The 21,490-nt window shown below is 57.2% G+C and carries 16 protein-coding genes; 10 read left to right on the top strand and 6 right to left on the bottom strand.

Annotation, left to right across the window (positions count from 1 at the left end):
- Window positions 1–12 precede the first annotated feature (12 nt).
- From glgC to glgP, 3 genes are read left to right on the top strand one after another with little or no spacing between them, the layout of a single operon-like run.
- Complete coding sequence (gene glgC / locus AC27FC_RS14295) at window positions 13–1,308, top strand: glucose-1-phosphate adenylyltransferase (RefSeq protein WP_008503066.1); 1,296 nt, start codon at window positions 13–15, stop codon at window positions 1,306–1,308.
- On the top strand, window positions 1,308–2,741 hold the full coding sequence (gene glgA, locus AC27FC_RS14290; protein ID WP_023309509.1) for a glycogen synthase GlgA: 1,434 nt from the start codon (window positions 1,308–1,310) through the stop codon (window positions 2,739–2,741). Before glgC ends, glgA begins: the two co-directional genes overlap by 1 nt.
- Window positions 2,742–2,759: 18 nt before the next feature.
- Window positions 2,760–5,207, top strand: coding sequence for a glycogen phosphorylase (glgP, locus tag AC27FC_RS14285; protein ID WP_029740650.1), 2,448 nt, complete (start codon window positions 2,760–2,762; stop codon window positions 5,205–5,207).
- Between the two features lie 95 nt (window positions 5,208–5,302).
- Here glgP and glpD read toward each other — a convergent pair whose 3' ends face one another.
- The gene (glpD, locus tag AC27FC_RS14280; RefSeq protein WP_094934884.1) at window positions 5,303–6,811 is read right to left on the bottom strand and encodes a glycerol-3-phosphate dehydrogenase; all 1,509 of its coding nucleotides are present in this window, start codon (window positions 6,809–6,811) and stop codon (window positions 5,303–5,305) included.
- A gap of 285 nt (window positions 6,812–7,096) precedes the next feature.
- Between glpD and glpE the strand changes: the two genes are divergently transcribed.
- From glpE to AC27FC_RS14265, 3 genes are read left to right on the top strand one after another with little or no spacing between them, the layout of a single operon-like run.
- Entirely contained in the window at window positions 7,097–7,429 is a 333-nt protein-coding gene (gene glpE, locus AC27FC_RS14275) for a thiosulfate sulfurtransferase GlpE (RefSeq protein WP_006177908.1), read from the top strand.
- Window positions 7,430–7,476: 47 nt separating this feature from the next.
- Window positions 7,477–8,307 carry a rhomboid family intramembrane serine protease GlpG gene (gene glpG / locus AC27FC_RS14270; RefSeq protein WP_087823634.1) on the top strand — a complete coding sequence of 277 codons (831 nt, stop codon included), beginning with the start codon at window positions 7,477–7,479 and terminating at the stop codon, window positions 8,305–8,307.
- A gap of 16 nt (window positions 8,308–8,323) precedes the next feature.
- Complete coding sequence (locus tag AC27FC_RS14265; protein WP_008503060.1) at window positions 8,324–9,082, top strand: DeoR/GlpR family transcriptional regulator; 759 nt, start codon at window positions 8,324–8,326, stop codon at window positions 9,080–9,082.
- 62 nt (window positions 9,083–9,144) lie between these two features.
- Here the strand turns inward: AC27FC_RS14265 and malT are convergent, their stop codons facing one another.
- Entirely contained in the window at window positions 9,145–11,850 is a 2,706-nt protein-coding gene (gene malT, locus AC27FC_RS14260) for an HTH-type transcriptional regulator MalT (protein ID WP_029742188.1), read from the bottom strand.
- A gap of 586 nt (window positions 11,851–12,436) precedes the next feature.
- Here malT and malP point away from each other — a divergent pair.
- Together malP and malQ are read left to right on the top strand one after the other, a co-directional pair.
- Window positions 12,437–14,830, top strand: a complete 2,394-nt coding sequence (gene malP / locus AC27FC_RS14255; RefSeq protein WP_033146829.1) for a maltodextrin phosphorylase — start codon at window positions 12,437–12,439, stop codon at window positions 14,828–14,830.
- A 9-nt stretch (window positions 14,831–14,839) separates the two neighbouring features.
- Complete coding sequence (gene malQ / locus AC27FC_RS14250; RefSeq protein ID WP_094934885.1) at window positions 14,840–16,921, top strand: 4-alpha-glucanotransferase; 2,082 nt, start codon at window positions 14,840–14,842, stop codon at window positions 16,919–16,921.
- 80 nt (window positions 16,922–17,001) lie between these two features.
- Here the strand turns inward: malQ and gntT are convergent, their stop codons facing one another.
- The 3 genes from gntT to gntX all read right to left on the bottom strand — a co-directional run bounded on the left by gntT (window position 17,002) and on the right by gntX (window position 20,029).
- Window positions 17,002–18,318, bottom strand: coding sequence for a gluconate transporter (gene gntT / locus AC27FC_RS14245; RefSeq protein ID WP_039263070.1), 1,317 nt, complete (start codon window positions 18,316–18,318; stop codon window positions 17,002–17,004).
- A 390-nt stretch (window positions 18,319–18,708) separates the two neighbouring features.
- Window positions 18,709–19,284: a Fe-S biogenesis protein NfuA gene (nfuA, locus tag AC27FC_RS14240; RefSeq protein WP_008503055.1), complete on the bottom strand. Its 576-nt coding sequence runs from the start codon at window positions 19,282–19,284 to the stop codon at window positions 18,709–18,711.
- Between the two features lie 61 nt (window positions 19,285–19,345).
- Window positions 19,346–20,029, bottom strand: a complete 684-nt coding sequence (gene gntX, locus AC27FC_RS14235; RefSeq protein ID WP_094934886.1) for a DNA utilization protein GntX — start codon at window positions 20,027–20,029, stop codon at window positions 19,346–19,348.
- Window positions 20,030–20,065: 36 nt separating this feature from the next.
- Here gntX and bioH point away from each other — a divergent pair, with 36 nt between their 5' ends.
- Both bioH and AC27FC_RS14225 read left to right on the top strand, forming a co-directional pair.
- Entirely contained in the window at window positions 20,066–20,839 is a 774-nt protein-coding gene (bioH, locus tag AC27FC_RS14230) for a pimeloyl-ACP methyl ester esterase BioH (protein ID WP_045888430.1), read from the top strand.
- Window positions 20,840–20,950: 111 nt separating this feature from the next.
- Window positions 20,951–21,220 carry a YdgH/BhsA/McbA-like domain containing protein gene (locus tag AC27FC_RS14225; protein WP_033146824.1) on the top strand — a complete coding sequence of 90 codons (270 nt, stop codon included), beginning with the start codon at window positions 20,951–20,953 and terminating at the stop codon, window positions 21,218–21,220.
- A gap of 33 nt (window positions 21,221–21,253) precedes the next feature.
- Here AC27FC_RS14225 and feoC read toward each other — a convergent pair whose 3' ends face one another.
- Complete coding sequence (feoC, locus tag AC27FC_RS14220) at window positions 21,254–21,490, bottom strand: [Fe-S]-dependent transcriptional repressor FeoC (RefSeq protein WP_048976275.1); 237 nt, start codon at window positions 21,488–21,490, stop codon at window positions 21,254–21,256.

The raw sequence follows: 21,490 nt of genomic DNA, 5'->3' as shown, positions 1-21,490 counted from the left end.
AAGGAGTTAGTCATGGTTAGATTAGAGAAGAACGATCCCTTAATGTTGGCGCGCCAGCTACCATTAAAAACGGTTGCCCTGATACTTGCGGGTGGACGTGGTACCCGTCTGAAAGATTTGACCATCAAGCGCGCGAAACCGGCCGTTCACTTTGGTGGTAAGTTCCGTATCATCGACTTTGCGCTCTCCAACTGCCTTAACTCGGGCATTCGCCGTATTGGCGTCATTACGCAGTATCAGTCGCACACGCTGGTTCAGCATATCCAGCGCGGCTGGTCATTCTTCAGCGAAGAGATGAACGAGTTTGTCGATCTCCTTCCCGCTCAGCAACGCGTCCACGGTGAGAACTGGTACCGCGGAACGGCGGATGCAGTGACGCAGAACCTCGACATCATTCGCCGCTATAACGCGGAATACATCGTGATCCTCGCCGGGGACCATATCTACAAGCAAGATTACTCCCACATGCTCATCGACCACGTCGAAAAAGGGGCGCGCTGCACCGTAGCGTGTCTGCCTGTGCCCGTTGCTGAAGCGACGGCGTTTGGCGTGATGCACGTGGATGCCGACGACAAAATTATCGACTTTGTTGAAAAGCCGGCGAACCCGCCAACCATGCCGGGCGATGACACCAAATCGCTCGCCAGCATGGGGATTTATGTCTTTGATGCAGATTATCTTTATGAGCTGCTGGAAGAAGACGACAAAGACGAAAACTCCAGCCACGACTTCGGTAAAGACATCATTCCGAAAATCACGAAAGCTGGCATGGCCTATGCACATCCTTTCCCGCTGTCCTGCGTGCAGTCCGACCCCAATGCGGAACCTTACTGGCGCGATGTGGGAACTCTGGAAGCGTACTGGAAAGCGAACCTCGACCTGGCGTCGGTCACGCCTGAGCTGGATATGTACGACCAGAACTGGCCGATTCGTACCCATATGGAATCGCTGCCGCCGGCCAAATTCGTGCAGGACCGCTCCGGCAGCCACGGTATGACGCTGAACTCGCTGGTGTCCGGCGGGTGCATTATTTCAGGCTCGGTGGTGGTGCAGTCGGTGCTGTTCCCCCGCGTGCGGATAAATTCATTCTGTAATATCGATTCGGCAGTCTTACTGCCTGATGTCTGGGTAGGGCGCTCGTGCCGTCTGCGTCGCTGTGTTATCGATCGTGCCTGCGTCATTCCAGAAGGGATGGTGATTGGTGAGAACGCGGAAGAAGACGCGCGTCGTTTCTATCGTTCGGAAGAGGGGATCGTGTTAGTCACACGGGAAATGTTGCGGAAGCTGCAGATCAAACAGGAGCGATGATGCAGGTTTTACATGTATGTTCTGAGATGTTCCCGTTGTTAAAAACGGGCGGTCTGGCAGATGTTCTGGGTGCATTACCGGCGGCGCAAATCGCCGGAGGCGTGGATACCCGAGTCCTGCTGCCCGCCTTTCCGGATATCCGGCGTGGAATTCCCGATGCAAAAGTGGTGACCCGCCGTGAGACCTTCGCCGGACGCATCACCCTGCTGTTTGGACATTACAATGGCGTAGGGATTTACCTGATCGACGCGCCGCACTTATACGATCGACCGGGCAGCCCGTATCACGATACGAACCTGTTCGCCTACACCGATAACGTGCTGCGCTTTGCGCTACTCGGCTGGGTCGGGGCAGAAATGGCGACGGGGCTGGATCCGTTCTGGCGCCCGGATGTGGTGCACGCGCACGACTGGCACGCCGGGCTTGCCCCGGCGTATCTCGCGGCGCGCGGCCACCCGGCGAAATCGGTCTTTACCGTGCATAACCTGGCGTATCAGGGGATGTACTATGCCCATCACATGAGTGAAATCGATCTGCCATTATCGTTCTATAACATGCACGGGCTGGAATTTAACGGGCAGATCTCGTTCCTGAAAGCCGGGCTGTATTACGCCGATCATATTACCGCCGTGAGCCCAACCTACGCGCGTGAGATCACCCAGCCGGAGTTTGGCTACGGCATGGAAGGGTTGCTGCAACAGCGCCACCGCGAAGGCCGCCTGTCGGGCATTCTGAACGGCGTGGATGAACAGATCTGGAGCCCGGAAACCGATCTCCTGCTGGCGGCGCGCTATGGCCGTGATTCCGTGGAAGACAAAGCGGAGAACAAACGCCAGCTGCAGATTGCAATGGGCCTGAAGGTTAACGATAAAGTGCCGCTGTTCGCGGTGGTCAGCCGCCTGACCAGCCAGAAAGGGCTGGATCTGGTGCTGGAGGCGTTGCCCGGTTTACTGGAGCAGGGCGGACAGCTGGCGCTGCTCGGCGCGGGCGACCCGGTGCTGCAGGAAGGCTTCCTTGCCGCTGCGGCGGAACATCCGGGGCAGGTGGGCGTGCAGATTGGCTATCACGAAGCGTTCTCGCACCGCATCATGGGAGGCGCGGACGTCATCCTGGTGCCGAGCCGTTTCGAACCCTGCGGCCTGACGCAGCTTTACGGCCTGAAATACGGCACGCTGCCGCTGGTGCGCCGCACGGGCGGACTGGCGGATACCGTATCCGATAGCTCTCTGGAAAACCTGGCGGACGGTATCGCCAGCGGGTTTGTCTTTGAGGACAGTAATGCCTGGTCGCTGCTTCGGGCGATTCGGCGTGCTTTCGTCTTGTGGTCCCGTCCATCGCTCTGGCGTTACGTTCAGCGTCAGGCGATGTCCATGGACTTTAGCTGGCATGTTGCGGCGCAGTCATACCGCGATCTCTATCAACGCTTGATGTAACGAGGCGAAGTTACTGATATGAACGCTCCATTTAGCTACTCTTCACCCACGCTCAGCGTTGAGGCGTTAAAGCACTCCATCGCCTACAAGCTGATGTTCACCATCGGGAAAGATCCGGTTATCGCCAACAAGCACGAGTGGCTGAACGCCACCCTGTTTGCGGTGCGTGACCGCTTAGTTGAACGCTGGCTGCGCTCAAACCGCGCCCAGCTCTCGCAGGAAACGCGTCAGGTTTACTACCTGTCGATGGAATTTTTGATTGGCCGCACGCTGTCCAACGCGCTGTTGTCGCTCGGTATTTATGACGACGTCAAAACCGCACTGGAAGAGATGGGGTTAGATTTAGAAGAACTGATCGACGAAGAGAACGACCCGGGCCTCGGCAACGGCGGCCTGGGGCGTCTCGCCGCCTGCTTCCTCGACTCGCTGGCGACGCTGGCGCTGCCGGGCCGCGGCTACGGTATTCGCTACGACTACGGTATGTTCAAACAGAACATCGTCGACGGACGCCAGAAAGAGTCGCCGGACTACTGGCTGGAGTACGGCAACCCGTGGGAGTTTAAGCGCCACAATACGCGCTACAAGGTGCGCTTTGGCGGACGTATTCAGCAGGAAGGCAAAAAATCCCGCTGGGTAGAAACGGAAGAGATCCTGGCCGTGGCCTACGACCAGATTATCCCCGGCTATGACACCGATGCCACCAACACGCTGCGCCTGTGGAGCGCCCAGGCCAGTAGCGAAATCAACCTCGGTAAATTCAACCAGGGGGACTACTTTGCGGCGGTAGAAGACAAAAACCACTCCGAGAACGTGTCCCGCGTGCTGTACCCGGATGACTCGACCTACTCCGGCCGCGAGCTGCGCCTGCGTCAGGAGTATTTCCTCGTCTCCTCGACGATTCAGGACATCCTCAGCCGCCACCATCAGCTGCACAAAACCTACGCCAACCTGGCGGAGAAAACCGCGATCCACCTTAACGACACCCACCCGGTGCTCTCCATTCCGGAGCTGATGCGTCTGCTGATCGACGAGCATAAGTTCAGCTGGGATGACGCGTTTGAAGTGACCTGTCAGGTATTCTCCTACACCAACCACACGCTGATGAGCGAAGCGCTGGAAACGTGGCCGGTAGACATGCTCGGCAAAATCCTGCCGCGCCATCTGCAGATTATCTTTGAGATTAACGACTACTTCCTCAAGACCCTGCAGGAGCAATACCCGAACGATACCGGGCTGCTGAGCCGCGCATCCATCATTGATGAATCGAACGGGCGCCGCGTGCGCATGGCCTGGCTGGCGGTCGTCATCAGCCACAAGGTCAACGGCGTGTCCGAGCTCCACTCGAACCTGATGGTGCAGTCGCTTTTTGCGGACTTCGCGAAAATCTTCCCGACGCGGTTCTGCAACGTGACCAACGGCGTCACGCCGCGCCGCTGGCTGGCGCTGGCCAACCAGCCGCTCTCTGAGGTGCTGGACGAGAATATCGGCCGTACCTGGCGTACCGATTTGAGCCAGCTGAGCGAGCTGGAACAGCATATTGATTTCCCGACGGTGAACAAAGCCGTGCGCGAAGCCAAGCTGCTGAACAAAAAGCGTCTGGCGGTCTGGCTGGCGATGCACCTCAACGTGGTGGCAAACCCGAAAGCGCTGTTTGACGTTCAGATCAAACGCATCCACGAATACAAGCGTCAGCTGATGAACGTGCTGCACGTGATCACCCATTACAACCGCATCAAGGCCGATCCAACGGCCGAATGGGTGCCGCGCGTGAAGATCTTCGCCGGTAAGGCGGCCTCCGCCTACTACATGGCCAAGCACATCATTCATCTCATCAACGATGTGGCGAAGGTGGTTAACCAGGATCCGGATATTGGCGACAAGCTGAAGGTGGTATTCATTCCAAACTACAGCGTGAGCCTGGCGCAGATGATCATCCCGGCGGCGGATCTCTCTGAGCAGATTTCCACGGCGGGTACGGAAGCATCCGGCACCAGTAACATGAAGTTTGCCCTCAACGGCGCGCTGACCATTGGTACGCTTGACGGGGCGAACGTCGAGATGCTGGAGCACGTGGGCGAAGAAAATATCTTTATCTTCGGTAATACGACGGAAGAGGTGGAGGCGCTGCGCAGGAAAGGCTACTCGCCGCGTCAATATTACGAAGAGGATGAAGAGTTACGTCAGGTGCTGACGCAGATCGCGACCGGCGTGTTTAGCCCGGATGAACCGAGCCGCTATCGCGATCTGGTCGATTCGCTGATTAACTTTGGCGATCACTACCAGGTGCTGGCGGACTATCGCAGCTACGTGGACTGTCAGGATAAGGTTGACGAGCTGTACCGTCAGCAGGAGAAGTGGACCAGCGCCGCGATGTATAACATCGCCAATATGGGCTATTTCTCGTCCGACAGGACCATCAAGGAGTATGCCGAGACGATCTGGCATATTGATCCGGTGAGGTTGTAAAAGCAAAACGGCAACCTCGGTTGCCGTTTTTAGTGTTTGTTCCCTCTCCCTGTGGGAGAGGGTCAGGGTGAGGGCATCAGCCCGCACCGATCGTATTACGACGCCAGCGACAGCTCACGCTTCCCCGCATTTTGCTGTAACCACTGCGCCACGCGAGACTGTTGCTCGGCGTTGAGCCACATCCCTTCTTTGGTACGACGCCAGATAGCATCATCCAGACGACGAACCCACTCGTGCTCAACCAGGTAGCGCAGCTCGGCTTCGTACAGCTCGTGGCCGAAATGTTCGCCCAGATCCGCAATGTCCTTCGCGTCGGCCAGGAACAGCTCGGTATTGCTGCCGTAGGTGCGGGCATAGTGGCGCGCCATCCCTTCAGTGATGAACGGGAAGCGACGGCGCAGCTTCGCGGCGTAATCATCGCGATTGTCGCCGATATCACCGCCGGGCAGTACCGCGCCTTTGGTCCATGCCGGGCCAATGCCTTTATAGTACGGCGCCAGTTTTTCCAGCGCGTGCTCGGCCAGCTTGCGGTAGGTGGTCAGCTTGCCGCCAAACACGGAAAGCAGCGGCGCCTGACCGTCAACGTCGTGAATATCGAGCGTGTAGTCGCGGGTAATCGCCTGCGGTGAGTCAGACTCATCATCACATAGCGGACGCACGCCGGAGTAGGTCCAGACCACGTCGTCGCGTGACAGCTGCTTCCTGAAGTGCGCGTTATACACTTTGAGCAGGTAGTTCACTTCGCTCTCGTCGATCTCGACGTTCTTCGGATCGCCTTTGTACTCCACGTCGGTGGTACCGATGATCGAGAATTCGTCCATCCACGGGATCACAAACACGATGCGCTTGTCTTCGTTCTGCAGAATGTAGGCCTGCTTCTGGGTATGCACGCGCGGTACCACAATGTGGCTGCCCTTGATCAGGCGAATGCCGTACGGCGAAGGCAGATGCATGCCGTCGTCGAAGAACTGCTTCACCCACGGGCCGGTAGCGTTCACCAGGCCGCGCGCTTTCCAGCTGAATTTCTCGCCGGTATCGATATCTTCCGCTTCCACAATCCACAGGCCGTTTTCACGACGGGCAGCGGTCGCGCGGGTACGGGTTTTCACCTCGCCACCTTTCTTCTCGACCATCTGGGCATTCGCCAGCACCAGACGCGCATCGTCCACCCAGCAGTCGGAATATTCGAAACCGCGCACGATTTCAGGCTTAAGGACCGATTCTGAGCCAAAACGCAAACCTGTCGAACCCGGGAGGCTGGTGCGTTTACCCAGATGATCGTACATAAACAGACCGATTCGGATCATCCACGCCGGACGCAGATGCGGGCGATGGGGCAGGCGGAAGCGCATCGGAATCGCCAGATGCGGGGCCATTTTCAACAGCACTTCACGTTCGGCCAGTGCTTCACTGACCAGGCGGAATTCGTAGTGTTCCAGGTAGCGCAGGCCACCGTGAATCAGTTTGGAGCTGGCGGACGACGTCGCGCAGGCGAGGTCGTTAGCTTCCAGCATCAGTACGGATAAACCGCGTCCTGCGGCATCGACCGCAATACCGGCACCGTTGATGCCACCGCCTATCACAATCAGATCTTTGGTTTCCATAACACCCTCATGCACTTTCGTTAAAGCTCAGAAATGTTCGATATCGCTCATAATAGCAAAGGAACGCGCTTTTGGTAACATCAAAAAAACAATTTAGAGTGATATGGATAACATAATGGCGTTTACCCGCCGCCAGGACGTACACTACGGGGTAAAATAGTGCGGTCTGATGCCCTCACCCCAGCCCTCTCCCACGGGGAGAAGGGGATCCGTTTTCCTCTCCCTCCGGGAGAGGGTAGGGTGAGGGGAAAAACGCACCACACCTGAATATAAGATGAGAACACCATGGATCAGTTTGAATGTATTAACGTAGAAGAAGCCCACCAGAAGATGCACCAGGGAAAAGCGGTGCTGGTGGACATCCGCGATCCGCAGAGTTTTGCGATGGGCCACACGCCGGGCGCGTTTCATCTCACTAACGACACGCTGGGCGCGTTTATGCGCGATAACGACTTCGAGACGCCGGTGATGGTCATGTGCTACCACGGCAACAGCAGCAAAGGCGCGGCGCAGTATCTGCTTCAGCAGGGCTACGACGCGGTATACAGCGTCGACGGCGGTTTCGATGCCTGGCATCGTCATTTCCCGGCAGAAGTGGAATACGCTTTTGAGCGCTGATCCCGCTATACTGTCCCCTTTTGTGTGGAAATAAGCGACCGCTGCCCATGTTGATGATCACTTCTTTTACCAACCCGCGCGTCGCCCAGGCGTTTGTCGACTATATGGCGACGCAGGGCGTTATTCTGACCATTCAGCAACATACGCAGACCGACGTCTGGCTGGCCGACGAGAGCCAGGCCGCGCGCGTAAACGAAGAGCTGGCGCGTTTTCTTGAGAACCCCGGCGACCCGCGCTATCTGGCGGCCAGCTGGCAGTCCGGGCAGACCGACAGCGGACTGCACTACAGCCGTTTTCCCTTCCTTACCACCATCCGCGAACGCGCGGGCCCGTTTACGCTGCTGCTGATGGCGGCCTGCATTATCGTCTTCATTATCATGAACGTGGTGGGCGACCAGAGCGTGATGATTGCCCTGGCCTGGCCCTATGACCCGTCTCTTGAGTTTGACGTCTGGCGCTACTTTAGCCACGCGCTGATGCACTTCTCGGTGATGCATATCCTCTTCAACCTGCTCTGGTGGTGGTATCTCGGCGGCGCTGTTGAAAAGCGTCTGGGCAGCGGCAAGCTGATCGTTATCACCCTTATCAGCGCCCTGCTGAGCGGCTATGTGCAGCACAAGTTCAGCGGGCCTTGGTTCGGCGGGCTGTCGGGCGTCGTGTATGCCCTGATGGGCTATGTCTGGCTTCGCGGGGAGCGCGATCCGGAAAGCGGCATCTATCTGCAGCGCGGATTAATAACCTTTGCGTTAATATGGCTAATTGCCGGATGGTTTGATCTGTTTGGTATGTCTATCGCCAACGGTGCACACGTCGCCGGGCTGGCCGTGGGGCTGGCGATGGCCTTTGCCGACACGCTCCATGCGCGAAAACGAACATAATTCTCAGGGATAATTGATGAAACAAACACAACGTCATGACGCTATTATCGAACTGGTAAAAAAACAGGGATACGTCAGCACCGAAGAGCTGGTGGAGCAGTTTGCCGTCAGCCCGCAAACCATCCGTCGTGACCTGAACGACCTGGCCGATCAGAACCGCATTCTTCGCCACCACGGCGGGGCGGCGCTACCGTCCAGTTCGGTCAATACCTCCTGGCATGACCGTAAAGCCACGCAGACGGCAGAGAAAGAGCGCATTGCCCGCAAGGTCGCCAGCCAGATCCCGAACGGGGCGACGCTGTTTATTGATATCGGCACCACGCCGGAAGCGGTCGCCCATGCGCTGCTGGATCACGAGAACCTGCGCGTGGTCACGAACAACCTGAACGTGGCCAATACCCTGATGCAGAAAGATGACTTCCGCATCATCCTCGCGGGCGGCGAACTGCGCAGCCGCGACGGCGGGATTATCGGCGAAGCGACCCTCGATTTTATCTCTCAGTTCCGCCTCGACTTCGGCATTCTCGGGATCAGCGGCATCGACAGCGACGGCTCGCTGCTGGAGTTTGATTATCACGAGGTGCGCACCAAGCGCGCGATTATTGAGAACTCACGTCACGTGATGCTGGTGGTAGACCATTCGAAGTTTGGCCGAAATGCGATGGTAAACATGGGCAGCATCAGCATGGTGGATGCTGTTTATACCGACGTGATGCCGCCGGCGGGCGTGATGCAGGTGATTAAAGATAATAATTTGCAGTTAGAGTTGTGTTGAAAAGCCGTTCTCCCTCTCCCTGTGGGAGAGGGCCGGGGTGAGGGCATCAGACCGCAGAGGTCCTACACGCCATACCCCATCATCTTCAACAGCTGCTGCGCATGCTGCACCGCATCCTGACGATGCGCCACGCCCAACTTCTGATACAGATTGCGGATATGCGTTTTGATGGTGGTCGCCGCCACCGCAAGCTCACCGGCAATCTGCTCGTTGCTGTAGCCTGAATAGATCAGACCCAGAACCTGCCATTCGCGCTGGGTGAGCGGACTGGTGCGGATAAGCTCCGGCACTTCCGGGTGGTTCAGCAGACGTTCAACGAAGTTCTCATCAAAATGCGCGAACTTGTGTCGATGATGCTGGTTAATCTCGCGCAGAATGCGCTGGGCGCGATGCTGGTCCAGCTCCGGCAGCGTGTTGAGCTGAATAAGCTGACGCAGCTGCTGCGCCATCACTTCACCTTCAATCACAAAGTGGCTGATAAAGCCGGTGCGGTTAGCCAGCTGCAGCGCTTCCAGCAGCACGCGCTGGGCATCGTTTTTACGACCCGCCTGCCAGTAAAGCTGGTTCAGCAGCAGCAGGTTGCGGTTCAGGTCGCTCATCAGACGCAGGCTGCGCGCGTTCTCGTTCAGCTCTTCCAGCACAATCTCTGCGGGCTCTAATTCACCGAGCAGGATCTGCGCGCGGGCAATGTTGCGCCACTGGCTCTGCAGGAAGTGGTTGTTCGCAAATTCGGGTTTTGGCGTCTGACGCAGCCAGTTGGCGGCGGATTTTTTATCGCCGGTCATCTGCCAGTAAATCACCCGGACCTTATCGGCGTTTGAGACCCAGTCGCTGTGATACTGACCGTTGCCGAGCAGGTTCTCCAGGCGGTTCAGATGGTTGCGGGCGTTATCGAGATCGCCGCGCGCCAGCGAGCACTGTACCAGCAGCGCCAGACACTGCAGCTGCTGCTGAGGCTGGAAGCTGGAAAGGACATCCACACCCTGGCGGGCGCAGCTTTCTGCTTCATCCAGACGCGACCATGCCCACAGCAGCTGAGCGCGAATACGCAACAGGAACTCGTGCATCGGCAGCTGTTCCAGGTGCTGTTCACGAATCAGCTGGAACGCTTTTTCCTGGTTTTCCCAGGCGGCCTGCAGGAACCCCTGCGCGAATAAAATCTCGCTCTGTTGGATCAGGCTCCACAGCGCGTAATGCCAGACATCATGTCGACGCGCCATCTGTTCGGTTTGCTGCATCAGTGAAAGGGAACGGGTGAGGTCGCCTTTGCAGTGCAGCACTTCACCGTGCACAGAGGTCGCCACGATGCGGCTGTAGAAGTTAGCCAGCGGCAGTTCATCCAGCGCGACCATCGCCAGCCGTTCAGCTTCGTCCGGGTCGCCGTCGTTAATGGCCACCTGAGCGCGCAGCGCGTTGAACTCGCCGTGCAGGGTGGTATCCATTTCGCTTTCCATCTCCTGCTCGGCGCGCGCCAGCAGGGTGTTCACTTCGCTGTAGCGGTGCTGGCTCTGCATCAGCCAGGCCTGTAGCAGCACCAGACGCGGGTTCTCCAGCAGGCTTTCCCACGGCAGGGCTTTGAGGGACTCTTCCAGCAGGGTCAGTTCGCTGTGGTTAAACAGGCCCCACGCATGGTTGAGGAGGATATCGCGCAGCATGCTGGCATCACCGGCGGCCAGCGCGTGGTGGATGGCCTCGCTCGGGAAGCCTTGCGCCATCCAGCTTTCGGCAGCGGCGCGGTGGATCTCCGGCAGTTCAACCGCCAGTTCCCACTGACAGCGCTGGCGCAGGAAGCTGCCAAACAGCGGGTGATAGCTAAACCACTCGCCGGGATCGTCCATGCGCGTCAGGAAAAGGCCCTGACGTTCAATCTCTTCGAGCTGCAGCTGACCGTTTTCACAGCCCGTTACGCGTACGATGAGCGCATCGTTCATGGAACGCAGCAGCGAGCTTTTCAGCAGGAAATTACGCGTCGAGGGATCGACGCTGTCCAGTACCTCATCCACCAGATAGTCGGAAAGGTGACTGGCATTGATGCCCGCCAGACGCCGCGCAGACTGATGCGCCGGACTGTTGTTTTGTCGGGCAGAGAGCGCGATGAGCTGCAGCGCCGTGGCCCAGCCGGCAACGTCATCACACAGACGGCTGCTCTCGGCGGCCTCAATCGGTGATGTCAGGCGGCAGTCAAAGAACTGTTTCGCTTCCTGGTGGGTAAAGGCCAGCTGCTGGCTGCCCACTTCCAGAAGCTGATCGCGCACGCGCAGGTTGGCAATACCCAACTGCGGCAGGTTGCGTGACAGCACCACTAAAGTCAGGTTTTCCGGCTGATGGCGCAGGAAGAAACGCATCGATTCATGAATCACCGGATTCGTGATGAGATGGTAATCATCAATCACCACGTAGAGCGGGCGATGCCATTCGGCCAGTTCGATAAACAGCTGAGAGAAAAGGGAGGACAGGCTGGCGTACTGGCGCTTTTGCACCATCACCTCACTGGCGACGCAGTGTCCATGGGTGGCTTGCTGTATGGCGGCAATCAGATAGCTGGCAAAACGCTCCTGCTGGTTATCGCCCTCGTCGAGGGAGTACCAGCCAAGATCGCTTTTACCCGCGGCCCATTGCGAAATGAGCGTTGTTTTTCCATAGCCTGCAGGGCTCGTAACCAGCGCCAGTCGGAAATTATGCGCGCCGGAAAGTTTAGCCAACAGACGCTCGCGGACCACTGTATGGTCAAGACGAACCGGGCGACTTAATTTAGACGGAATCAACATAGGTTTCACTTCACTGTGGGGAACGAGAGATTTTATTTTTTTTGCGCTTCGTAATTAATACGATATAAGGTCGAACAGAAAGAGAACTATTGCAAGTTATGTCTGGGTTTTGTGGTTCTGAATTTGCACTCTGTCACAAAACATTCAGGCAAATGTTGGAACTTTCTCGAAAGGGCCGTAACGCCGCGTCACTGCTGGTTTGTCTGTATACATTGCCGCTGCGCTGAAACTGGTTTCAGAAAGGTATAATGACGTCAAATTTAATAAAGTGCGGGTAAAGTTGAGTGAGAGTAATAGTCTTTTGAGATCTGTCCCGATGGCTAAATTATTATTCTACGTAAGTAATCATTTCAGAACGGATTAATTTCACCCGAAACTGCATTTCATTTCTTTGACATTCTCCCCGGTTACTTTTTTATCTTCCGGGCACACTCGAACTATGCTCTGAGAGTGGCCTCGATCACACTTTTATGCTCATCCCCGCTACTCCTCCCTGTCTAATCCCCCACAGGAGGAGGAAGAGGGGAAATGAGCCAGGCACACTAGCGCCAACTTGTGTTTTCTTTCTAAAGGATGCCGATCCCCTATGTCACAGCCTACCTTCAACAAAGCTCAATTCCAGGCTGCCCTGACGCGTCAGTGGCAGCGTTTTGGCCTTCATGCTGCAAACGAGATGACGCCTCACCAGTGGTGGCAGGCCGTGAGCGGTGCGCTCGCAGAACAGCTGGATGCTCAACCTTTGGCAAAGCCGGTGAAGAACCAGCGCCATGTAAACTACATTTCAATGGAATTCCTGATTGGCCGCCTGACGGGCAACAACCTGTTGAACCTCGGCTGGTATCAGGACGTTGGTGACGTCCTTAAAGAACACGACATTAACCTGACCGACCTGCTGGAAGAAGAGATTGACCCGGCGCTGGGCAACGGCGGTCTGGGACGTCTGGCGGCCTGTTTCCTCGACTCCATGGCGACCGTCGGCCAGTCGGCGATTGGCTATGGCCTGAACTATCAGTATGGCTTGTTCCGTCAGTCGTTTGCCGATGGCCATCAGATGGAAGCGCCGGACGACTGGCATCGCAATACCTATCCGTGGTTCCGCCACAACGCGCAGCTGGATGTGCAGGTCGGCATTGGCGGGAAAGTGACAAAGCAGGGGCTCTGGGAACCGGCGTTCACCATTACCGGTGAAGCCTGGGATCTGCCGGTGCTCGGCTACCGTAACGGCGTGGCGCAGCCGCTGCGTCTGTGGCAGGCGAAGCACGCGCATCCGTTTAACCTGACCAAATTCAACGACGGCGATTTCCTGCGCGCCGAGCAGCAGGGCATCGACGCCGAGAAGCTGACCAAAGTCCTCTACCCGAACGACAACCACCTGGCCGGTAAAAAGCTGCGCCTGATGCAGCAGTACTTCCAGTGCGCCTGCTCCGTGGCGGACATTCTGCGTCGCCATCATCTGGCGGGCCGCAAGCTGGCGCAGCTGCCGGACTTCGAAGTGATTCAGCTCAACGACACGCACCCGACGATTGCGATCCCGGAACTGCTGCGCGTGCTGATCGACGAGCACCAGCTGAGCTGGGATGACGCCTGGGCCATCACCAGCCGTACCTTTGCCTACACCAACCACACCCTGATGCCAGAAGCGCTCGAGTGCTGGGATGAGAAGCTGGTGAAAACGCTGCTGCCGCGCCACATGCAGATCATCAACAAGATTAACGACCAGTTTAAAACCCTGGTGGATAAAACCTGGCCAGGCAACAAAGCGGTCTGGGCGAAGCTGGCGGTTGTGCATGACAAGCAGGTGCGCATGGCGAACATGTGCGTGGTCAGCGGCTTTGCGGTGAACGGCGTGGCGGCGCTGCACTCGGATCTGGTGGTCAAAGATCTCTTCCCGGAATACCACCAGCTTTGGCCGACCAAATTCCACAACGTGACCAACGGCATCACGCCGCGTCGCTGGATCAAGCAGTGCAACCCGCTGCTGGCCGGTCTGCTGGACAAGACCCTGAAGAAAGAGTGGGCCAACGATCTGGACCAGCTCATCAACCTGGAAAAACAGGCTGACGACGCGAAGTTCCGCGAGCAGTACCGCGCGATCAAGCTGGAGAACAAGGTTCGCCTGGCGGAGTTTGTGAAAGTGCGTACCGGGATTGAGATCAACCCGAATGCCATTTTCGATATCCAGATCAAACGCCTGCACGAGTACAAACGCCAGCACCTGAACCTGCTGCACATTCTGGCGCTGTACAAAGAGATCCGCGAGAACCCGCAGGCCGACCGCGTGCCGCGCGTGTTCCTGTTCGGTGCGAAAGCGGCGCCGGGCTACTACCTGGCGAAAAACATTATCCTCGCCATCAATAAAGTGGCGGCGGCGATCAACAGCGATCCGAAAGTGGGCGACAAGCTGAAGGTGGTGTTCCTGCCGGACTACTGCGTCTCGGCGGCTGAAATGCTGATCCCGGCGGCGGATATTTCCGAGCAGATCTCGACGGCAGGTAAAGAAGCGTCCGGTACCGGCAACATGAAGCTGGCGCTGAACGGCGCGCTGACCGTCGGTACGCTCGACGGGGCAAACGTCGAAATCGCCGAGAAGGTCGGTGAAGAGAATATCTTTATCTTCGGCCATACCGTGGAAGAGGTGAAGGCCATCAAGGCCAAAGGCTATGACCCGGTGAAATGGCGTAAGAAAGACAAAGTGCTTGATGCGGTGCTGAAGGAGCTGGAAAGCGGTAAATACAGCGACGGCGACAAGCACGCGTTTGACCAGATGCTGCACAGCATGGACAAACACGGCGGTGACCCGTATCTGGTGATGGCGGACTTCACGGCCTACGTTGAAGCGCAAAAGCAGGTCGACGTGCTGTATCGCGACCAGGAAGCATGGACCCGCGCGTGCATTCTGAACACCGCCCGCTGCGGTATGTTCAGCTCTGACCGTTCAATCCGTGATTATCAGGCCCGTATCTGGCAGGCAAAACGCTAAGGAAGCGCGATGGAGAGTAAACGTCTGGACAGCGCCGCGCAGGCGGCGGGGATCAGCCTCAGTTACATTAATGCGCACGGCAAACCGCAGTCTATTGGCGCCGACACCAAAAGACGTTTGCTGGATGCCATGCACAAAGCCGACGCGAAAGCGTCGGTTGCGCCGGTGCCGAACGTGAAGGTGTTCACCGCAGGCAAAAAGATGCCGCTGGCGGTGGAGGGGCGCGGCGAGTTTAGCTGGCTGCTTACCACCGAAGAGGGGCATCAGCACAAAGGCCACGCCACCGGCGGCAAAACGTTAAACCTTCCGGCGAAGCTGCCGGAGGGGTATCACACCTTAACGCTCACCCAGGACGATCGTCGTTTCCACTGCCGGGTGATCGTCGCGCCAAAACGCTGCTACGAGCCGCAGGCGTTGCTCGAGGGTAAAAAGCTGTGGGGCGCCTGCGTGCAGCTCTATACGCTGCGCTCCGACAGCAACTGGGGCATCGGTGATTTTGGCGATCTGAAAAAGATGCTGGTGGATGTGGGCGAGCGCGGCGGCGCGTTTATCGGGCTCAACCCGATCCACGCGCTCTATCCGGCCAACCCGGAGAGCGCCAGCCCGTACAGCCCGTCGTCCCGTCGCTGGCTGAACGTGATTTATATCGACGTTAACGCGTTAGATGATTTCAAAAACAGCAAAGAGGCGCAGGCGTGGTGGAAACTCAGCACCACGCAGCAGGCCCTGAAGCAGGCGCGCGACGCGGACTGGGTGGACTATTCCACCGTCACGGCGCTGAAAATGGCCGCGCTGCGTCTGGCGTGGAAAGGCTTTTCGCAGCGCGATGACGAGCAGATGGCCGCGTTCCGCCAGTTTGTAACGCAGGAGGGCGAGAGCCTGTACTGGCAGGCGGCGTTTGATGCGCTGCACGCGTATCAGGTGAAGGAGGACGAAATGCGCTGGGGCTGGCCGGTCTGGCCGGAAGCGTATCAGTCCGTCGACACGCCTGAAGTAAAAGCGTTCTGTAAAAAATATGCCGATGAAGTGGACTTCTACCTGTGGCTGCAGTGGCTGGCGTACAGCCAGTTTGCCGCCTGCTGGCAGGTGAGCCAGGGCTATAAGATGCCGATCGGCCTGTATCGCGATCTGGCCGTCGGCGTGGCAGAGGGCGGCGCGGAAACCTGGTGCGACCGTGAGCTTTACTGTCTGAAAGCTTCCGTCGGCGCGCCGCCGGATATTCTTGGGCCGCTCGGTCAGAACTGGGGGTTGCCGCCGATGGATCCGCACGTCATGGCGTCGCGCGCCTACGAGCCGTTCATCGACCTGCTGCGCGCGAACATGCAGAACTGCGGCGCGCTGCGTATCGACCACGTGATGTCCGTGCTGCGTCTGTGGTGGATCCCGTACGGTGAAACGGCCGATCACGGGGCGTACGTGCAGTATCCGGTTGACGATCTGCTGTCGATCCTGGCCCTGGAAAGTAAACGTCACCAGTGCATGGTGATCGGTGAAGATCTCGGTACCGTGCCGGTGGAAATTGTCAGCAAGCTCCGCGACAGCGGCGTCTACTCCTATAAAGTGCTCTATTTTGAAAACGACCATGAGAAAACCTTCCGCGCGCCGAAAGCGTACCCTGAACAGTCAATGGCAGTCGCGACGACGCATGACCTTCCTACGCTTCGTGGCTATTGGGAAAGCGGCGATCTGACGCTCGGCAAAACGCTGGGACTGTATCCAGATGAAGAGGTTTTGCGCGGCCTGTATCAGGATCGCGAGCTCTCCAAACAGGGGCTGCTGGATGCGCTGCACAAGCAGGGCTGTCTGCCGAAACGTGCCGGACATAAGGCGTCATTGATGTCGATGACCGCTACCCTCAATCGCGGCTTGCAGCGCTATATTGCCGACAGCAACAGCGCCCTGCTGGGCCTGCAGCCGGAAGACTGGATTGATATGGCGGAGCCGGTGAACATTCCGGGCACCAGCTATCAGTACAAGAACTGGCGTCGCAAGCTGTCCACAACGCTTGAGAAGATGTTTGCTGATGACGGGGTGAACAAGCTGATTAAGGATTTAGACAAGCGCAGAAGAGCGGTGGGCAAGAAGCGGTAGTTTCACCCTAACCCTCTCCCTCTGGGAGAGGGAATAGAATGTAGGCCGGGTAAGCGTCAGCGCCACCCGGCTTTTTTACATCAAACCACCATATTCAACAGCAGTACCCCGACCAGACCGCACACCGAAATAATGGTTTCCAGCGCGGACCAGGACTTGATGGTTTCACCGATCGTCAGGTTGAAGTACTCCTTGAACAGCCAGAAGCCAGGGTCGTTAACGTGAGAGAAAATCACGCTACCGGAACCGACGGCGATAACCATCAGCTCAGGGCTAACACCCGTGGTCGCAATCAGCGGGGCAACGATACCGCCCGCGGTGATCGCTGCAACGGTCGCAGAACCCAGCGCAATACGCAGAACCGCGGCAATAGACCAGGCCATCAGGAGCGGCGATACGTTGGTTTCATGCATCATGGCAGCGATGTATTTATCCACGCCGCTGTCGACCAGAACCTGCTTGAATGCACCGCCACCGCCGATGATCAGAAGCATCATGGCAATGATTTTGATGGAAGAGGTCAGCGTGTCGTTGATCTGATCCATAGAACGGCCGCGGTTCAGGCCGAAGGTGAACATCGCGATCAGCACCGCAATCAGCGTTGCCATGACCGGGTCACCGAGGAATTCTGCAACGGACAGGAACGGATGACCTTTCGGCAGAATCATCTCCGCCACGGCACGCATCGCCATCAGGATCACCGGTACCAGAGAGGTCCAGACGCTGACGCCAAAGCCCGGCATCTCTTCTTCGGTGAAGGTTTTGGCGCTGTACAGACCTTCCGGAATCGGCTTATCAATGCCTTTCAGGAAGCGGGCATAAACCGGGCCCGCCAGAATCACGGTTGGGATCGCCAGAATCGTACCGAACAGCAGGGTTTTACCCATATCCGCGTGGAAGATGGTTGCGATAGCGGTTGGACCCGGGTGCGGCGGCAGGAAGCCGTGAGTCACGGACAGCGCCGCAGCCATTGGCACACCGACATACAGCAGCGGGATGTTTGCCGCAGCCGCGATGGTGAACACCAGCGGCAGCATCAGCACGAAGCCCACTTCATAGAACAGCGCGAAGCCGACGGTAAAACCGGTTAATACCACCGCCCACTGGATGTTCTTCTTGCCAAATTTGGCAATCAGCGTGGTGGCGATACGCTGCGCGCCCCCGCAGTCTGCCAGCATTTTGCCGAGCATGGCGCCGAAGCCCATGATCAGCGCCAGGCTGCCGAGCGTGCCGCCGACGCCGGCTTTGATGGAACTGATAACTTTAACCAGCGGCATACCCTGCATCAGACCGACTGCAAGTGCCACCAGAACCAGAGCGATAAATCCGTTCATTTTGAAACGGATCATCAAGAGCAGTAATAACACAACACCGATAGCAACGATGACTAATGGCATGATTTACCTGGCCTTTGAATTGTTATGGGTAACGTCATTGTTTCAACGACAAATTCCGATTGTCCCAACTGGGAACAGAGTGTTAACGGCACTCATACTGATGCCTTCGAAACCATTAAGTTTAGTCGGCTGTTATAAGGATGCTGAGTGCCCACGAGAATGATACGGGTAACATGGCTCGATTGAGAATCACCCTGGGAGGCTAAATTTGAATTATGAGACGCAGGTCAACATATGGGAGGTAAACGCAAAACGGTAACCATGAGGTTACCGTTTTTAATGTTTTCACCCTCTCCCGTGGGAGAGGGCCGGGGGTGAGGGCATCAGACCTCACTATTTCTGTAGGCCCGGTAAGCGCAGCGCCACCGGGCGATACAGACGGATACTGAATTAGTAGTAAGAGTGCTCGCCGCGCTGGTGCTCGGTCAGGTCACGCACGCCTTTCAGTTCCGGGAACTCGTTCAGCAGCTGCTTCTCGATCCCTTCTTTCAGCGTTACATCGACCATTGAGCAGCCGTTACAGCCGCCGCCAAACTGCAGAATGGCAAAACCTTCGTCGGTGATTTCCATCAGGGAAACACGACCGCCGTGGCCCGCCAGCTGTGGGTTGATCTGGGATTGCAGCAGATACTCAACGCGCTCCATCAACGGGGCATCGTCAGACACTTTACGCATTTTCGCGTTCGGCGCTTTCAGGGTCAGCTGAGAACCCAGCTGATCGGTGACGAAGTCGATCTCCGCATCTTCAAGATACGGTGCGCTCAGCTCATCAACGTAGGCGGTGAGCTGTTCAAATTTAAGGGCAGTGTCAGTCGCTTCCACAGCATCCGGAGGACAATAAGAAACACCACATTCTGCATTCGGAGTGCCTGGATTAATCACAAACACGCGGATCTGCGTCCCTTCTTCCTGATTTGCCAGCAGTTTGGCAAAGTGCGCTTGTGCAGAATCGGAAATACGGATCATAGCTTTGGCCTAATAGTTGACTAAATTACCTGGGTATAATCATACGCCCATTGAAGAAGGGCTACAAGGTACGGCACAGACACCATACCTGAACCGACGCGGCGCCGCTTCGCAAAAGCAGTCGGGAAAGTTCAGCAACGGTACTGCCCGTGGTGACGACATCATCCACAATCGCGATATGGAGACCGTCAACCGGCAATTCAAGGCGAAAGGCATTTTTGAGGTTTCTTTTGCGAAGCCGTGCGCTGAGCTGATGCTGGATGGCGGTGGCATGAACGCGTGTCAGCGCGCGGGCCTCATACCGGCAGCCGAGCCACCGTGCGAGGGGACGGCAGAGCAGATCACTCTGGTTATAGCCGCGCCGCCAGTGCCGATGTCGGTATAAAGGGACATTCACCACCATGTCAATTTTCGGCAGTGCCCGGTGACGTCTCGCCTGCAAAACCGCCAGCAACAGCAGGCGGGCAAGGGGCTGTGCCAGCGAGCTCTGCCCGGAAAACTTCAGCGCGTGGATCAGCCTGTTCAGCGGCGGAACATAATCATCCACTGCCACCAGCGCGCTCCACGGCGGGGATTTTTTCAGGCAGCGGCCACAGGGCAACGAGGGGTTCGTGGCCGGTAAACCACATTGTGGACAGATCCCGATACGCCATTGCAGCGATCGCGTGCAGACGGAGCAGACGCCCCACCCGCTGAGCGACAGCGGCATTTGGCATAGCCAGCACAAGCCGGGTACTGTTAGCATGTGCAACCTCCATGTGAAAAAAGAGAACAGTAACTGATGAAGACGCTGTGGTGGCAGACCGTAGGGACAGGAAATTGCCATCTTGTGCTGCTGCACGGATGGGGCCTGAATGCGGAGATATGGCATTGCATACGTGAGGAACTTGCCTCGCATTTCACGCTGCATCTGGTGGATTTACCCGGCTTTGGCCGCAGCCGCGGGTATGGCGCGTTGTCGCTTGATGAAATGGCGCAGCAGGTTCTGGACGCTGCGCCGCAAAACGCGGTCTGGCTGGGCTGGAGCCTGGGCGGGCTGGTGGCGAGCCAGATTGCGCTGTCGCGGCCTGAACGCGTAAAAGCGCTGGTGACGGTGGCGTCATCGCCCTGTTTTAGCGCGCAGGAAGAGTGGCCGGGGATCAAGCCTGACGTGCTGGCGGGCTTCCAGCAGCAGCTGAGCGAAGATTTCCAGCGGACCGTAGAGCGGTTCCTGGCATTGCAGACAATGGGCACTGACACCGCGCGTAAGGATGCCCGAACGCTGAAGCAGACCGTGCTTTCGCTGCCGATGCCGGAGGTTGAGGTGCTAAACGGCGGACTTGAGCTCCTGAAAACGGTTGACCTGCGCGAGCCGCTGGCCGCGCTGACGGTACCGCACCTGCGTATCTATGGTTACCTCGACGGGATTGTGCCGCGCAAAGTGGTTCCGCTGCTGGATTCACTCTGGCCGGAGAGTGAATCGCAGATTATTGCCAAAGCCGCACATGCCCCGTTTATCTCTCATCCGACGGAATTTTGTTCAGCGCTGATTGCGTTAAGTCAACGTTTCGACTGATTATTTTCTATCCTGCCTGGAAAAAGTAACACACCGCAACCATACTCCAGATGTCGTTGCGGTTGTTCTGCCTACGATAATCAAAACAACAATCCTATGGAGAGTCAGGCTATGAAACTTGTTACAGGTATTGTCACTTCTCTGGTTATTGGGTCACTGTCATTTGGCGTCTTTGCGGCAAAAGAGCTGGAAAAAGATAAAGTTGCCGGCATGAATCTGACGAAAATTGGTGAGATTTCTACGTCTGACACCACCGCGCCGATGGATGCTCGCAGAGAGCTGTCGAAGAAAGCGGATGAGCTGGGCGGAACGTACTACGTCGTCACCAGTGCAGAAAAACAGACCAAAAACGTACGCGCAACGGCGGACGTCTACAAGTAATACGATAAAGCCGGGCAGCGATGCCCGGCTTTGTTAACGCAGCGTCCACCACTCCCTGAGGCAGGCCTTTCCTTCCGGACAGCTTTTACAACTGCCGGAGAGACAACCGTCCGCTTCTTCCTGAATCCGCACGGCTTTCCCCATGGCTTCCAGTCTTTCCAGCATGGCATCGATCATCGGCTGCGGCGTATGCAGGCTGAGGCTCAGCTGTTTCGCCTCCATTCGCCCTTGCAGTGCCAGCAGGTCACGAACCTGAATCAACGATGCCAT

It is taken from the genome of Enterobacter sp. C3_dUdeg, from assembly GCF_057536195.1.
The sequence above is the reverse complement of the archived record's forward strand: the minus strand, read 5'-3'. Positions and strand labels throughout refer to the sequence as shown.

Coding starts and splice junctions, on each gene's coding strand:
- nfuA (WP_008503055.1), bottom strand. CDS start 19,284: ATGATCCGTATTTCCGATTCTGCACAAGCGCACTTTGCCAAACTGCTG.
- feoC (WP_048976275.1), bottom strand. CDS start 21,490: ATGGCATCGTTGATTCAGGTTCGTGACCTGCTGGCACTGCAAGGGCGA.
- gntX (WP_094934886.1), bottom strand. CDS start 20,029: ATGCTAACAGTACCCGGCTTGTGCTGGCTATGCCAAATGCCGCTGTCG.
- glpD (WP_094934884.1), bottom strand. CDS start 6,811: ATGGAAACCAAAGATCTGATTGTGATAGGCGGTGGCATCAACGGTGCC.
- gntT (WP_039263070.1), bottom strand. CDS start 18,318: ATGCCATTAGTCATCGTTGCTATCGGTGTTGTGTTATTACTGCTCTTG.
- AC27FC_RS14225 (WP_033146824.1), top strand. CDS start 20,951: ATGAAACTTGTTACAGGTATTGTCACTTCTCTGGTTATTGGGTCACTG.
- malT (WP_029742188.1), bottom strand. CDS start 11,850: ATGTTGATTCCGTCTAAATTAAGTCGCCCGGTTCGTCTTGACCATACA.
- glgA (WP_023309509.1), top strand. CDS start 1,308: ATGCAGGTTTTACATGTATGTTCTGAGATGTTCCCGTTGTTAAAAACG.
- glgP (WP_029740650.1), top strand. CDS start 2,760: ATGAACGCTCCATTTAGCTACTCTTCACCCACGCTCAGCGTTGAGGCG.
- bioH (WP_045888430.1), top strand. CDS start 20,066: ATGAAGACGCTGTGGTGGCAGACCGTAGGGACAGGAAATTGCCATCTT.
- glpE (WP_006177908.1), top strand. CDS start 7,097: ATGGATCAGTTTGAATGTATTAACGTAGAAGAAGCCCACCAGAAGATG.
- glgC (WP_008503066.1), top strand. CDS start 13: ATGGTTAGATTAGAGAAGAACGATCCCTTAATGTTGGCGCGCCAGCTA.
- malQ (WP_094934885.1), top strand. CDS start 14,840: ATGGAGAGTAAACGTCTGGACAGCGCCGCGCAGGCGGCGGGGATCAGC.
- glpG (WP_087823634.1), top strand. CDS start 7,477: ATGTTGATGATCACTTCTTTTACCAACCCGCGCGTCGCCCAGGCGTTT.
- AC27FC_RS14265 (WP_008503060.1), top strand. CDS start 8,324: ATGAAACAAACACAACGTCATGACGCTATTATCGAACTGGTAAAAAAA.
- malP (WP_033146829.1), top strand. CDS start 12,437: ATGTCACAGCCTACCTTCAACAAAGCTCAATTCCAGGCTGCCCTGACG.